This is a genomic window from Phyllobacterium sp. NPDC097923, from assembly GCF_044760925.1.
GTDB classification, from domain to species: domain Bacteria; phylum Pseudomonadota; class Alphaproteobacteria; order Rhizobiales; family Rhizobiaceae; genus Phyllobacterium; species Phyllobacterium calauticae.
Genome location: NZ_JBIWBL010000001.1, coordinates 91,666 through 104,752, shown reverse-complemented (window position 1 = coordinate 104,752; position 13,087 = coordinate 91,666). Strand labels below are relative to the sequence as shown.

Genomic DNA, 13,087 nt, shown 5'->3' with positions numbered 1-13,087 from the left:
AGGTTGAACAGATGGTATCAAGACGTCTCAGCCGTGAAGCAGGGCACCGCCGCAAGTTCCTGGCGGTGATCGATGAAACGCCGGAATGCGAGCGGGCGGTTGCCTATGCCTCGCGCCGCGCCAAGACCACGAACGGCGTGCTGGTCCTGCTGTTTGTCATCGATTCCGCCGACTTCCAGCAGTTTCTGGGGGTCGAGCAGATCATGCGGGCGGAAGCCGAGGAACGGGCACATTCGACGCTGAGCAAGTTTGCCGCTTCGGTGCGTGAAACTATCAATATCGAATCCGAGCTTGTGGTGCGCGAAGGCATTACCGCCGAACAGATCCAGAAGCTCATCGAGGAAGACCAGGATATCGCCATTCTGGTTCTGGCGGCCGGTTCCGGCAAGGATGGCCCCGGCCCCCTGGTTCAGACCCTGGCCGGGCGCGAATCCTTCTCCATTCCCGTCACCGTCGTGCCCTATAATCTCTCGAACGAGGATATTGACGCAATCACATGATTGCATCTTGAAACCGTGATACACTCTTGCCTTGAAGAGACTGGCCGAAAGGCCTATATGCCTTTGAACCGTTCTAAACTAGACACGCGAGATATCCGCCATGTTCATCCAGACCGAAGCAACGCCCAACCCGGCGACCTTGAAATTCCTGCCTGGCAAGGTTGTGCTTGAGGAAGGCACGGCGGATTTCCGCGATGCGGCAACCGCTTCGGAAGCCTCGCTGCTCGCCGCCAAGATTTTTGCCGTTCCCGGCGTGACGGGCGTGTTCTTCGGCTATGATTTCGTCACCGTCACCAAGGCCGAAGGCCCGGAATGGCAGCATCTGAAGCCGGCCATCCTCGGCGCGATCATGGAACACTTCATGTCCGGCGCACCTGTGATGGCCAGCGCGACATCGGTCGCGGCCACAGCCCAGCTGGAAGGCGACGGCGAGTTTTTCGACACGGCCGACACCGAGATCGTCGACACGATCAAGGAACTGCTGGAGACCCGCGTGCGCCCTGCCGTGGCGCAGGACGGCGGCGATATCACTTTCCGCGGTTTCGAGAACGGCACGGTTTACCTGCACATGAAGGGCGCCTGCTCCGGCTGCCCGTCTTCCACGGCAACGTTGAAGCATGGCATCCAGAACCTCCTGAAGCATTTCGTGCCGGAAGTTCAGCAGGTCGAAGCGATCTAAACCACTTTCAGATATTGATATAAGAAAGGCCGCTTGATGCGGCCTTTTCATTATTCACCTATAGCGGTTGCAATTGTCAGTTCACGGCGCCGGGTCCGGGTATCGCACCGGGCGGGCATTTGCCGAGGATGATCATGCCGAGCACCTCGTCCTCGGTGACATCCCCCACCTTGGCAGTGCCGACCACCTGGCCGTTTTTCATAACAGCCACCCGGTCCGCGAGATGAAAGACATCGTGGATGTCGTGGCTGATCAGGAAGATGCCGATGCCTTCGCTCTTCAGCTGCTTGATCAGCTCGCCCACCTGCGCGGTTTCCTGCGGCCCCAGCGCCGCCGTCGGTTCATCCATGATCAGGATGCGGGCATTGAACAGGATAGCCCGGGCAATGGCGACGGACTGCCGCTGCCCGCCGGACAGGGCTTTGACCGGATCCTTGAAGCGCTGGAAGCGCGGATTGAGCCGCCCCATCACTTCGCGCGCGCTGTGCTCCATGGCGACGTCATCGAGCGTGCCCCACGGCGTCATCAGTTCACGCCCGAGATAGAGATTGGCGGCGGTGTCGACATTGTCGGCCAGGGCCAGCGTCTGGTAGATCGTCTCGATGCCGTAGGCCTTGGCATCGCGCGGATTGCCGATCGAGGCTTCCTCGCCATTGACCTTGATCGTGCCGCTGTCGCGCTTGTAGGCACCGGACAGTATCTTGATCAGCGTCGATTTGCCGGCGCCGTTGTGGCCGAGCAGGGCCACCACTTCGCCCGGATAGAGATTGACGGACGCACCGTCGACCGCGCGGATACCGCCGAATGCGATCGAGATATTGTCCATTTCGATGAGAGGTGTCTGTACAGTGCTCATGATCTTTCCTCCCTCACGCGGTACGGCGGCGATAGATGGTGTCGAGCCAGACGGCTATCACCAGAACGATACCGACAACAATGTTCTGCAGCGGCGTATCGAGGCCGAGAAGCACCATGCCCGAGCTCAGCGACTGCATGAGCAGCGCGCCGATCATCGCACCGGCGATGGTGCCGACGCCGCCGGCCAGCGACGTTCCGCCAATCACGGCGGCGGCAATGGTCAGAAGCTCGTCCAGCGTGCCCTGGGCATTGGTTGCCGCGTTGAGGCGGGCGGTCGAGATCGCACCGGCGATGGCGCAGAGAATGCCCATGATGATGAAGATCTTCATGGTGACCCAGCGCGTGTTGATACCGGCGAGATCAGCAGCTTCGGGATTGCCGCCCATGGCGAAGACATAGCGGCCGAAGCGCGTGCGCGTGGTCACGAATGTCATGATGATCCCGGTTGCCACGGCAATCAGCACCGGTATGGCAATACCATGCGAGATGAACAGGCCGCCGTCGGGAATGGTGATGTTATTGGCATCGGCATATTTGCGCACGATGCCGATGGGCCAGTAATAGGCATTGGCGATCGAGACGGCCCCGAGCACCAGACCGCAACTGATGGCGGCCATGAACACTTCGGCCCAGACGGGACGGCGCGGAAAATTGAACCGCTGGCGCTGGCGGCGGCTGTTGGCCACCATGATGACGATGGCGATGCAGGCAGCGATGCCGAGAATCCAGCTCCACATGGAGCCGATGGAGCCTTCCGGACCACCGCCCATCAGGCGGAAGGTCGAGTCCATCGGTGCGACCGTACGGCCCGACGTGACCCACCAGGCGGCACCGCGCCAGACGAGCAGGCCGCCGAGTGTCACGATGAAGGCAGGAACCCCGAGAAAGGCGATGATGAAGCCCTGAAAGCCGCCGATGACGGCACCGGCGACAATGCCAATGCCAAGCGTGATGATCCAGGTGGCGGGATGTTCGAAGCCGATGAGTTTCGGCAGCATTTCCGTCTGCATGACGCCCATGATCATGCCGATGAAACCCAGCAGCGAACCGACCGACAGGTCGATATTGCGCGTCACGATGATCAGCACCATGCCGGTCGCCATCACGGCAACGGATGACGTCTGCACGGAAAGATTCCACAGGTTGCGCGGTGTAAGGAACTGGCCGCCGGAGAGAACCTGGAAAGCAATCCAGATGACAACCAGCGCACCGATCATACCCAGAAGCCGGGTATCAAGTTCGGTGGCTTTGAAGAAGCGGGCGGTAAGGCCAAGTTCGGAGGCGCGGGCCCGGTCAATACTGACTGCCGGATCACTCATTTGTCTCTCCCCAGTTTCAGGTTCTTTTTAAAACGCCGCCGATCCAGTGGACCAGCGGCGCTCAATATTAGCAGATTATTCAGGACTTACTTGCAGGCTGCGACCGAACCGGCCTTGACGCCCTGGCAGACGACGTCCTTCTTCACCCAACCCGCGTCGATAATGACGTTGAGGTTGTCCTTGGTGATCGGAACGGGCGTCAGGAACACGGCATTGACTTCAACCTTGTTCGCACCGCCGGCAAACTTCTGCACATGCGGAATGTCGCCCATCTTCTTGCCGTCGGCGAGTGCCGCGGCAATACCGGCTGCTTCCTTGCCCAGCTCACGCGAGTCTTTCCAGACCGAAACGGTCTGGGTGCCGAGCGCGATGCGGTTCAGGGCGGCGAAATCCGCATCCTGACCGGACACGGGCACCGTACCGGCAAGCCCCTGGGCCTGCAGGGCAGCGATGGCGCCGCCGGCAGTGCCGTCATTGGCCGCAACGACAGCGTCGATCTTGTTGTCGTTCTTGGTCAGGAACTGTTCCATGTTCTTCTGGGCATTGGCCGGCAGCCAGCCGTCCGTATAGGCTTCGCCGACATTCTTGATCTTGCCGGACGCGATGGCGTCCTTCAAAACTTCCTGCGCGCCGGAGAAGAGGAAATCGGCGTTCGGATCGGCCGAACTGCCCTTGATGAAGGCGTAGTTGCCTTCCGGCTTCACAGCCAGGACACCGCGCGCCTGCATGCGGCCGACTTCCTTGTTGTCGAAGGTGATGTAGAACGCATCCTTGTTTTCGATCAGGCGATCATAGCCGACGACCGGAATACCTTCAGCAACCGCCTTTTCAACAGCTGGTCCGATTGCGCTCGAATCCTGCGCAAGAATGATCAGGGCATTGGCGCCCTGGGCGATCAGGCTTTCAACGTCGGTGAGCTGCTTGGAAGCGGAAGACTGGGCATCGGCCGAAATATACTTGTCGCCATTGGCTTCAAGCGCTTTCTTGATGGCAGCTTCATCGGTCTTCCAGCGCTCTTCCTGAAAGTTGGACCAGGACACGCCAATGATCTTGTCTTTCGCCAGCGCAGGGCCGGCCAAAGAAACGGCAAGAGCAACACCCGCCAGAGCGGTTGCGTATTTTTTCATGATAATCCTCCCAGTGCGCATGGCACGTTGATCCCGTCGGATGTCAGGCCTTTCACCTCCGGCCAGTCACCCAAACCTCTTTATTTCGAGGCTCGAAAAAAATAGTGACTTAATTTCATTTCCATGTCAACATAGAATCTGATCTGCTAAGTTATTGCGTTGCAACAATATTTTTGCATCGCATCAAAAAAAGATTTCGGGAGGAGATCGTTCGTTGGTAGATGAGATAGCCCGGCCGGACGATGTCCGGCGTCAGAATCGCAGGCTCGTCCTGGCCGCATTGCGCGGCCATGATCTCCTCTCGCGCACCGATATCGTGGCCCAGACCGGCCTCAGCGCATCGACGGTTTCAGCCATCACCACGGCCCTCATCGCCGAAGGCATTGTCAATGAAAGCCGCGACGGCGATGTCACGGCCAACCGCCGCGGCCGCCCGCAGGTGGCACTGACGCTCAATCCGGAAATCGCGACAATCGCCACGGTGGAACTGGCCCTCAACCTCGCCCACACGGTGCTGTTCGACTACAAGGGACAGGTGATCGCGCAGGAAATCCGCCGCATCCCGACGCTCGATGCGAGCGCCGGCGACCTGACCCGGGCGATCTGCGAAATGCTGGACGGCCTGCTCGCCGCCATGCCGGGCAGCGCGGGCAGGCTCATGCATATCTCCATGGGCGTGCAGGGTGTCACTGATGCCGCCAGCGCGACCATGCTCTGGTCGCCGATCACGCCCGACATCAATGTGGCCTTCGGCGAAATCCTTTCCGCGCGCTACGGCGTCAGCGTTGCGGTTGCCAATGATTGCAGCATGATTGCCGAGGCGCTGCGCTGGACCGATCCGGAACATTACGCCGAAGACTTTGCCGCCATCCTCCTGTCGCACGGCATCGGCATGGGCCTTTATCTCAAGGGCAAGCCGTTTCTCGGCGTCCAGTCTTCCGGTGCCGAATTCGGCCATATGCTGCATGTCCCCAATGGCGCGCTGTGCCGCTGCGGCCGCCACGGCTGCATCGAAGCCTATGCCAGTGATTATGCCATCCTGCGCCGGACAGCCGGCGAGGACGAACAGGCCCAGCCGGCCCAGGATGTCGATGCCGCTTCCTTCAATGCCGTGGCCGACCGTGCCCGCAGCCGCGACGGTGCGGAGCGGGCGGCATTCCGCAAGGCGGGACAGGCCATCGGCTCCGGCCTGCGCAGTCTTTTCTCGCTGATCGATCCCGTGCCCATCGCACTTGTCGGGCCCGGCGCGGGTGTCTTCGACCTCATCGAGGCGGACCTGCGGGAAATCGTATCCGGCACGACCGGCTGGGGCGGCAAGCCTGACCTGACCATCCGCTGCTATCCCGACGAGCATCCGCTCATCCTGCAGGGTTGCATGATGACGTCCCTGCTGCATCTCGATACCCAGCTTTTCGCCCCCGGCGATCTGCGTGAAGCACCGCTGCGGCGGGCGATCTAGCCTCCACATTTCAAAGGATCTTCCATGTATCTCGGTCTCGATTTAGGCACATCCGGCGTCAAGGCGCTGTTGATTGACAACAAGCAATCCGTCATTGGCTCCGGCACAGGAACACTGGATGTTTCACGGCCGCATTCCGGTTGGTCCGAACAGGACCCGGCGCACTGGATCAGCGCAACGGAAGATGCCATTGCCGCGCTGAAGGCCAGTCACCCCAAAGAGTTGGCTGCTGTGAAAGGCATCGGCCTGTCCGGCCAGATGCACGGCGCAACGCTGCTTGACGGCAATGACAGCGTGCTCCGGCCCTGCATGCTGTGGAACGACACGCGCAGCCATGCGGAAGCGGCCGAACTCGACGGCAACCCGATCTTTCGCACGCTCAGCGGCAACATTGTTTTTCCCGGCTTTACCGCACCGAAAGTCATGTGGGTGAAGAACAACGAGCCGGAGATTTTCGCAAAACTGCGGCGGGTGCTGCTACCAAAAGATTATCTGCGGCTCTGGCTGACCGGCGAGCACGTCTCCGAAATGTCCGATGCGGCGGGGACCTCCTGGCTCGATGTCGGCAGACGCGCCTGGTCGGACGAGCTGCTCGGCGCATCGGGACTCGACAGGAGCCACATGCCATCCCTCGTCGAGGGAACCGAGGTTTCCGGCACGCTGAAAGCCAGTCTGGCCACGCGTTGGGGCATGGGCAACGGGGTGGTTGTTGCCGGGGGCGCCGGGGACAATGCTGCTTCCGCCTGCGGCATGGGCACCGTGGCGGAAGGCCATGCCTTCGTCTCGCTCGGCACATCCGGCGTGCTGTTTGCCGCCAACAATGCCTATCTGCCCAACCCGGCCAGTGCCGTTCACACCTTCTGCCATGCCCTCCCGGACACGTGGCACCAGATGGGCGTGATCCTCTCCGCCACCGATGCGCTCAACTGGTATGCCGGCATCACCGCGCGCAAGCCGGCGGAACTGACCGATGAGCTGGGTGACAATTTACGAGCCCCTTCCGGCGTCACCTTCCTGCCCTATCTCTCCGGCGAACGCACGCCGCTCAATGATTCCGCCATCCGCGGCTCGTTCCAGGGACTGGAACATGCCAGCGACCGGGCGAGCCTGACACAGGCAGTGCTTGAGGGCGTCGCCTTTGCCTTCCGCGATTGCCTGCATGCGCTTGCCAGTGCGGGCACCAGGCTTGACCGGGTGACCGCGGTCGGCGGCGGCTCGCGGTCCGCTTACTGGCTGAAAACCATTGCCACAGCGCTCGACATTCCCGTCGACGTGCCTGCCGACGGGGATTTCGGCGCAGCCTTCGGTGCCGCAAGGCTTGGCCTCATCGCAGCGGAAAAGGCCGATCCGCGTGCCATCTGCACGCAGCCCGCAACGGAAAAGACCATCGAGCCCGACAAGGGCCTCACCGCCGATTTCGACATCGCCTACCGGCGCTACCACAACCTCTATCCAGCATTAAAGGGAGTTCAATCATGACCAGCGGATTTTTTGGTGACATCAAACCAGTCAGATATGAGGGGCCGGACAGCACCAATCCGCTTGCCTATCGTTTTTACAATCCCGAAGAGCTGATCAATGGCAAGCGCATGGAGGACCATCTGCGCTTTGCGGTCGCCTACTGGCATTCCTTCACCTGGCCGGGCGGCGATCCCTTCGGCGGCCAGACCTTCGAACGTCCGTGGTTCAATGACACGATGCAAGGCGCGAAGCTGAAAGCCGACGTGGCTTTCGAGATGTTCTCGCTGTTGGGCGCACCGTATTTCTGCTTCCACGATGCGGACGTTCGCCCGGAAGGCGAGACACTCGCCGAAAGCAACAAGCGCCTTTACGAGATTGCAGACTATTTCGCGGGCAAGATGGAAAAGACCGGCACCAAGCTGCTCTGGGGCACCGCCAATCTGTTCTCCAACCGGCGCTACATGGCCGGTGCCGCCACCAATCCCGATCCCGATGTCTTCGCCTATGCGGCAGCAACGGTGAAAACCTGTATCGACGTCACGCAGAAGCTGAAGGGCGAGAACTACGTGCTCTGGGGCGGCCGCGAAGGCTACGAGACCCTGCTCAACACCGACATGAAGCGCGAGCTCGACCAGATGGGCCGTTTCCTCAGCCTCGTCGTCGACTACAAGCACAAGATCGGCTTCAAGGGCGCGATCCTCATCGAGCCGAAGCCGCAGGAGCCGACCAAGCACCAGTACGACTACGATGCGGCGACAGTCTATGGCTTCCTCAAGCGCTTTGGCCTGGAGAACGAGGTCAAGGTCAATCTCGAACAGGGCCACGCCATCCTTGCCGGCCACTCCTTCGAACATGAACTGGCAACCGCTGCGGCACTCGGGATTTTCGGTTCCATCGACATGAACCGCAATGATTACCAGTCCGGCTGGGATACGGATCAGTTCCCCAACAACGTGCCCGAGGTGGCGCTGGCCTATTATGAAATCCTCAAAGCCGGCGGCTTCACCACGGGCGGCACCAATTTCGACTCCAAACTGCGCCGCCAGTCGCTCGATCCGCAGGACCTGCTGATCGCCCATATCGGCGGCATGGATACCTGCGCCCGCGGCCTCAAGGCAGCGGCGAAGATGGTCGAGGACAAGGCCCTCACCGGTTTTGTCGAGGAGCGCTATGCGGGCTGGGCCAAGCCTGACGCACAGGCCATGCTGTCGGGCAAGCTGTCGCTCGAAGACATCGCCAAGCATGTCGAGGACAAGAAGATCCAGCCGCAGCCGCGCTCCGGCCGCCAGGAATATCTGGAGAACGTGGTCAACCGCTACGTTTGAGGGAGAGTTTTTACCCCCCTCTGGGCTGCCGCCCATCTCCCCCACAAGGGGGGAGATCAGCCTGCATTACGATTTCGACCAGTTCCGAGACATCGCAAAGCACGTAAAAATGTCGATGTCGATGTGATCTCCCCCCTTGTGGGGGAGATGTCCGGCAGGACAGAGGGGGGTGTTCACAGCCATTCCCCCTTCAAGCATCAGACGTGCTGGCCGCCATTGATGTGGATTTCCGAGCCGGTCACATAGGACGATGCCTCGGAGCACAGGAAATAGATCGTCTCGGCAACCTCAGCGGTCTTGCCGAGACGGCGCAGCGGCAGCTGTTCCACCAGCTTGTCGGTGCCCGGCGACAGGATCGCCGTATCGATCTCGCCCGGTGCGATCGCGTTGACGCGAATGCCGTGCGGGCCGAAATCCGAGGCCATTTCCCGTGTCAGGGATGCCAATGCGGCCTTTGACGTTGCATAGGCCGTTCCGGCAAAGGGATGCACGCGGCTTCCGGCGATGGAGGTGACGTTGACAATCGAACCCTTGCCCGCTTCCAGCTCCTTGAACAGGCCGCGCGCCAGCATGATGGGTGCGAAGAAATTCACCTGAAACACGGTGGACCATGTGTGCATGGGTGTCTCAATCGAATCCAGCCGGTCACCACCCGGATTCTTGGGCGAGATACCGGCATTGTTGATCAGGGCATGCAGCTTGCCGCCCTCGATCTCCAGTCTCTGGCGAATTTCGAGGACCGCATGATCCACATCGGCGGGATCGGCGAGATCCACCTTGATATGATCGTCGGGACCGGCAGGCCAGGGGCAATCATCGGAAAAATCCTGCCGCGAGCAGGTGATGACGCGCCAGCCGGCGCGGGAAAACCGCTTGACCGTGGCGTGGCCGATGCCACGGCTTGCGCCAGTCAAGACGAGGACTTTGCGTGCTTCATCGCTGCTCATGGGAAAACTCCGTTTGCAAGTGGAACGAATTTGACATTCGCATCCCATTTGACATGACGCGCAGCATGCGAATGTCAAATTCAAAGTTCCACTAGAATCTTATAGTTGCTAGTGGTCCTTTGATTCTGACATTTGCCTGAATGGCCTGTATCAACGGGGTGCAAATGTCAGAATCGGACCACTAGAGCCATAGAGCAAGCGCCGCCCAAAGGGAACTGTGCACGCCGGTATTTTGACGTGTGTCTGCGCACAAACATCGCGAAATTCAGGAAAAACTCGACGTCTTCAGAAACTCGGCCAGGCGCTCGCTCTGCGGTTTGTGGAACATGTCGCGCGGGTTGCCTTCCTCGCCGATAAGCCCCTGATTCATGAAAATCACCCGGTTGGAGACCTCGTAGGCAAAGCGCATCTCGTGGGTGACAAGCAGCATGCTCATGCCGTCCTGCGCCAGTGTCTTGATCACCTGCAGCACCTCGTTCACCAGTTCCGGATCGAGTGCCGAGGTGACTTCGTCGAACAGCATCAACCGGGGATTCATGGCAATGGCGCGGGCGATGGCGACACGCTGCTGCTGGCCGCCGGACAATTGCCCGGGAAAATGATCGGCACGGGCGAGCAGGCCGACCCGATCCAGCCATTTCAGCGCAATGGTGCGCGCCTCGTCCCTGTCCAGCTTCTTCACCTTGACCAGGCCAAGCATGACATTGTGAACGGCACTCATATGCGGGAACAGGTTGAACTGCTGGAAAGCCATGCCGGTCAGGGCGCGCTGGCGGGCGATTTCCTTCTCCTTCTTGCGCCGGCGCTGGCCGCCGACCATCTCATAACCGATCTCCTGACCGTCTATGCTGATCGACCCGCCCTGGAATTCTTCCAGCATGTTGATGCAGCGCAGCATGGTGGTCTTGCCGGAGCCGCTCGACCCGATGATGCTGACGACATCGCCCTGCTTCATGCTGCAGTCGACGCCTTTGAGGACTTCCACCTCGCCATAGCTCTTGTGCAGGTTGCGGATTTCAAGAAGATTGTCTGGCATCCCGGAATCCCCTTAGGACGGAACCGCCATCTTGCGTTCGACGTAGCGGCCGAAACGTTCGATGGCATAGTTGATGACGAAATACAGGAAGCCGGCGAAGAAATAGAATTCGAGGCTCATGAAGGTTCTGGAAATCAGTTCCTGCGTGCGCAGCAGCAGCTCGGCCACACCGATGATGGACAAAAGGGTCGATGCCTTGACCATTTCGGCTGAGGTGTTGACCCAGGCCGGCAGCACCTGGCGCAGCGCCTGCGGACCGAGCACATAGGCGAAGGTCTGCGGAAAGGTCAGGCCGATGGCCTTGGCAGCTTCCGTCTGTCCCTTAGGTATGGATTGCAGCGCCCCCCGGACGATTTCCCCCACATGCGAACTGCAGAACACGGCGAGCGCCAGAATGCCCGCCTGGAACGGCCCGAGGTCGAGGCCGATGGTGCCGAGCACGTAATAGCTGGCGAGAACCAGCACGAGAACCGGTGTGCCGCGGATGAAATCGGTATAGCCGCGCACGATCCAGCGCAGCGGTGCCCTGGCATAGGTCAGCGCCAGACCAACACCAACCCCCAGCAGCGTGCCGCAGCAGATCGCCAGCAGCGAAATCGACAGGGTGACGCCGATACCCTTGAGGATCGGCCAGCGCGCCAGCCAGAGAACATCCGCGAAATGAACAATATCCATCACATCACCTCGGCAAGGCCAGACGGCGTTCGACGATGCGCATCAGCGCAGCCAGGATCGAACAGGTAAAGACGTAGAGGCAGCTTGCCACCATCCATGTCTCGATGACGCGAAAGGTTTCCACATTGATCTTGCGCGTTTCAAAGGTCAGTTCCGGCACGGCGATGGCCGCGGCCAGCGAGGTGTCCTTGAACAGCGAGATGATCGTGCTGCCGAGCGACGGCAGGATATTGCGAAACATCAGCGGCGCGATGATCGACGTGCGTATCTGCATTTCCGTCAGGCCGATGGCGAGGCCGGCTTCGCGCAGGCCGGCGGGGATCGACAGCAGTCCCGCGCGAAACACCTCCGCCAGATAGGCGCCGGAATAGAGGGCGAGCGTGAAGACGAAGCTTTCGATCTTGCCCAGGCGCAAACCCCACTGGGGCAGCGCGAAATAGGTGAACAGCACGAGCACGAGGATCGGCGTGTTGCGGATGATGGAGACGTAGATCCCTGCCGGACGCTTTATCAGGCCGTTTCTGGATATCAGACCAAAAGCCGTGCACAGCCCGATGACGGCGCCGATGAGGATGGAGCCGAAAGCCAGGGCAAGGCTAAGCGCCAGCCCCAACAGCAGGTCATCGAAGCTGCGCCAGACGGCAGCAAAATTCAGCGTATAGCCCATGAACAACGTCCCCGTTATCGCAAGACAAGGAGAAACGGCTCCAGACGACCCTGGAGCCGCCGGTTGACTACTTGTATTCGACGGGGAAGCCGATCTGCGGCGGCGTCAGGTCCTTGCCGAACCAGGTCTTGAACGATTTCGCATAGGTATCGAACTCGACACCGGTCATCGCCTCATGCAGCGCCGTGTTGACGAAGTTCAGCCAATCCTGATCGCCGCGCTTGACACCGCAGGCATAGGTCTGCGGATTCCAGCCGTAGCCGGCATCCTTGTAGCGATCCTTGTTCTGGGTCATGTACCAGGCAAGCGACGACTGATCCGTGGCGACCGCATCGGCACGGCCGGATTCCAGCGCCTGATAGATCAGATCGACCGATTCATACTGGTCGACCTTGGCCCCAGGCAGGGCCGCATGCACCATCGATTCGGCATAGACATTCTGCAGCACCGAGATTGTCACCGCAGAACCCGCGGCCTTGAGCGCGGCATAGTCGGCATATTTGCTGTCGGCCTTCAGCATCAGCCCGACACCTTCCCGGTAGTACGGTATGGTGAAGGCGATCTGCTGTGCTCTCTCCCCGGTGACCGTCATGAACTGGCAGGTGATATCCACCTTGTTCGTGGTGATATTGGGAATGCGGGCATCGGAAGACTGGTTGACGAACTCGACCTTGCTGGGATCGCTGAACAGCGCCTTGGCGATGATATGACCCATGTCGATATCGAAGCCCTGCAGCGTGTCGTCAGCACCCTTGAAGTGCCATGGCGCATTGGTGCTGCCGGTGCCGACAACCAGATGGCCGCGGGCCAGCACCTCATCTAGCTTGCTCTTGTTGTCCTGCGCGAAAGCCTGATTGAACGGCAATGCGAGCAGCGCGGCCACAGCGACCGTCGCGTAAAATACTTTAGACATTTTTCGTTCCCCTATCCGTCAAGCGAATATTATGTTTTAATCCATTACTATGGAATAGAATATCTAATAATGGATTTTCATAATACGAGGACAAGAGTCGCGACTTGTCAAGCGACATTTG

Annotated in this window: 13 protein-coding genes; 5 read left to right on the top strand and 8 right to left on the bottom strand. The window is 60.1% G+C overall.

Annotated elements, in window-relative coordinates:
- Nucleotides 1–11 precede the first annotated feature (11 nt).
- Complete coding sequence (locus tag ACIQWS_RS00545) at nt 12–500, top strand: universal stress protein (RefSeq protein ID WP_223612264.1); 489 nt, start codon at nt 12–14, stop codon at nt 498–500.
- 100 nt (nt 501–600) lie between these two features.
- Nucleotides 601–1,179: a NifU family protein gene (locus ACIQWS_RS00540; protein WP_223612265.1), complete on the top strand. Its 579-nt coding sequence runs from the start codon at nt 601–603 to the stop codon at nt 1,177–1,179.
- A gap of 76 nt (nt 1,180–1,255) precedes the next feature.
- Here ACIQWS_RS00540 and ACIQWS_RS00535 read toward each other — a convergent pair whose 3' ends face one another.
- From ACIQWS_RS00535 to xylF, 3 genes are all read right to left on the bottom strand, one after another.
- A complete protein-coding gene (locus tag ACIQWS_RS00535; RefSeq protein WP_403169210.1) occupies nt 1,256–2,035 on the bottom strand; it encodes an ATP-binding cassette domain-containing protein in 780 nt (259 codons plus the stop codon).
- Nucleotides 2,036–2,048: 13 nt separating this feature from the next.
- Complete coding sequence (locus tag ACIQWS_RS00530; protein WP_346305974.1) at nt 2,049–3,356, bottom strand: sugar ABC transporter permease; 1,308 nt, start codon at nt 3,354–3,356, stop codon at nt 2,049–2,051.
- A gap of 86 nt (nt 3,357–3,442) precedes the next feature.
- Entirely contained in the window at nt 3,443–4,483 is a 1,041-nt protein-coding gene (xylF, locus tag ACIQWS_RS00525) for a D-xylose ABC transporter substrate-binding protein (RefSeq protein WP_223612268.1), read from the bottom strand.
- Between the two features lie 214 nt (nt 4,484–4,697).
- Between xylF and ACIQWS_RS00520 the strand changes: the two genes are divergently transcribed.
- Genes ACIQWS_RS00520 through xylA form a run of 3 tightly spaced genes read left to right on the top strand, consistent with a single transcriptional unit; the run spans nt 4,698 to nt 8,728 of the window.
- Nucleotides 4,698–5,942 carry an ROK family transcriptional regulator gene (locus tag ACIQWS_RS00520; RefSeq protein ID WP_223612269.1) on the top strand — a complete coding sequence of 415 codons (1,245 nt, stop codon included), beginning with the start codon at nt 4,698–4,700 and terminating at the stop codon, nt 5,940–5,942.
- Nucleotides 5,943–5,966: 24 nt separating this feature from the next.
- Nucleotides 5,967–7,421 (top strand): xylulokinase, encoded by a 1,455-nt coding sequence (gene xylB / locus ACIQWS_RS00515; RefSeq protein WP_403169206.1) that lies wholly within the window; start codon nt 5,967–5,969, stop codon nt 7,419–7,421.
- Nucleotides 7,418–8,728 carry a xylose isomerase gene (xylA, locus tag ACIQWS_RS00510; RefSeq protein WP_403169200.1) on the top strand — a complete coding sequence of 437 codons (1,311 nt, stop codon included), beginning with the start codon at nt 7,418–7,420 and terminating at the stop codon, nt 8,726–8,728. Before xylB ends, xylA begins: the two co-directional genes overlap by 4 nt.
- Before the next feature lie 197 nt (nt 8,729–8,925).
- Here xylA and ACIQWS_RS00505 read toward each other — a convergent pair whose 3' ends face one another.
- The 5 genes from ACIQWS_RS00505 to ACIQWS_RS00485 all read right to left on the bottom strand — a co-directional run bounded on the left by ACIQWS_RS00505 (nt 8,926) and on the right by ACIQWS_RS00485 (nt 12,966).
- On the bottom strand, nt 8,926–9,723 hold the full coding sequence (locus tag ACIQWS_RS00505) for an SDR family NAD(P)-dependent oxidoreductase (RefSeq protein ID WP_403169197.1): 798 nt from the start codon (nt 9,721–9,723) through the stop codon (nt 8,926–8,928).
- A gap of 217 nt (nt 9,724–9,940) precedes the next feature.
- Entirely contained in the window at nt 9,941–10,711 is a 771-nt protein-coding gene (locus tag ACIQWS_RS00500; RefSeq protein ID WP_223612272.1) for an amino acid ABC transporter ATP-binding protein, read from the bottom strand.
- Between the two features lie 12 nt (nt 10,712–10,723).
- Complete coding sequence (locus tag ACIQWS_RS00495) at nt 10,724–11,386, bottom strand: amino acid ABC transporter permease (protein ID WP_105738078.1); 663 nt, start codon at nt 11,384–11,386, stop codon at nt 10,724–10,726.
- Between the two features lie 4 nt (nt 11,387–11,390).
- Nucleotides 11,391–12,053 (bottom strand): amino acid ABC transporter permease, encoded by a 663-nt coding sequence (locus ACIQWS_RS00490; RefSeq protein WP_403169193.1) that lies wholly within the window; start codon nt 12,051–12,053, stop codon nt 11,391–11,393.
- Nucleotides 12,054–12,120: 67 nt separating this feature from the next.
- A complete protein-coding gene (locus ACIQWS_RS00485; RefSeq protein ID WP_346305969.1) occupies nt 12,121–12,966 on the bottom strand; it encodes a transporter substrate-binding domain-containing protein in 846 nt (281 codons plus the stop codon).
- Between the last annotated feature and the right edge of the window lie 121 nt (nt 12,967–13,087).

What these genes read in the sequence shown, in the direction of transcription:
- ACIQWS_RS00545 (WP_223612264.1), top strand. Translation starts at nt 12, where the DNA reads ATGGTATCAAGACGTCTCAGCCGTGAAGCAGGGCACCGCCGCAAGTTC.
- ACIQWS_RS00540 (WP_223612265.1), top strand. Translation starts at nt 601, where the DNA reads ATGTTCATCCAGACCGAAGCAACGCCCAACCCGGCGACCTTGAAATTC.
- ACIQWS_RS00535 (WP_403169210.1), bottom strand. Translation starts at nt 2,035, where the DNA reads ATGAGCACTGTACAGACACCTCTCATCGAAATGGACAATATCTCGATC.
- ACIQWS_RS00530 (WP_346305974.1), bottom strand. Translation starts at nt 3,356, where the DNA reads ATGAGTGATCCGGCAGTCAGTATTGACCGGGCCCGCGCCTCCGAACTT.
- xylF (WP_223612268.1), bottom strand. Translation starts at nt 4,483, where the DNA reads ATGAAAAAATACGCAACCGCTCTGGCGGGTGTTGCTCTTGCCGTTTCT.
- xylB (WP_403169206.1), top strand. Translation starts at nt 5,967, where the DNA reads ATGTATCTCGGTCTCGATTTAGGCACATCCGGCGTCAAGGCGCTGTTG.
- xylA (WP_403169200.1), top strand. Translation starts at nt 7,418, where the DNA reads ATGACCAGCGGATTTTTTGGTGACATCAAACCAGTCAGATATGAGGGG.
- ACIQWS_RS00505 (WP_403169197.1), bottom strand. Translation starts at nt 9,723, where the DNA reads ATGGGATGCGAATGTCAAATTCGTTCCACTTGCAAACGGAGTTTTCCC.
- ACIQWS_RS00500 (WP_223612272.1), bottom strand. Translation starts at nt 10,711, where the DNA reads ATGCCAGACAATCTTCTTGAAATCCGCAACCTGCACAAGAGCTATGGC.
- ACIQWS_RS00495 (WP_105738078.1), bottom strand. Translation starts at nt 11,386, where the DNA reads ATGGATATTGTTCATTTCGCGGATGTTCTCTGGCTGGCGCGCTGGCCG.
- ACIQWS_RS00490 (WP_403169193.1), bottom strand. Translation starts at nt 12,053, where the DNA reads ATGGGCTATACGCTGAATTTTGCTGCCGTCTGGCGCAGCTTCGATGAC.
- ACIQWS_RS00485 (WP_346305969.1), bottom strand. Translation starts at nt 12,966, where the DNA reads ATGTCTAAAGTATTTTACGCGACGGTCGCTGTGGCCGCGCTGCTCGCA.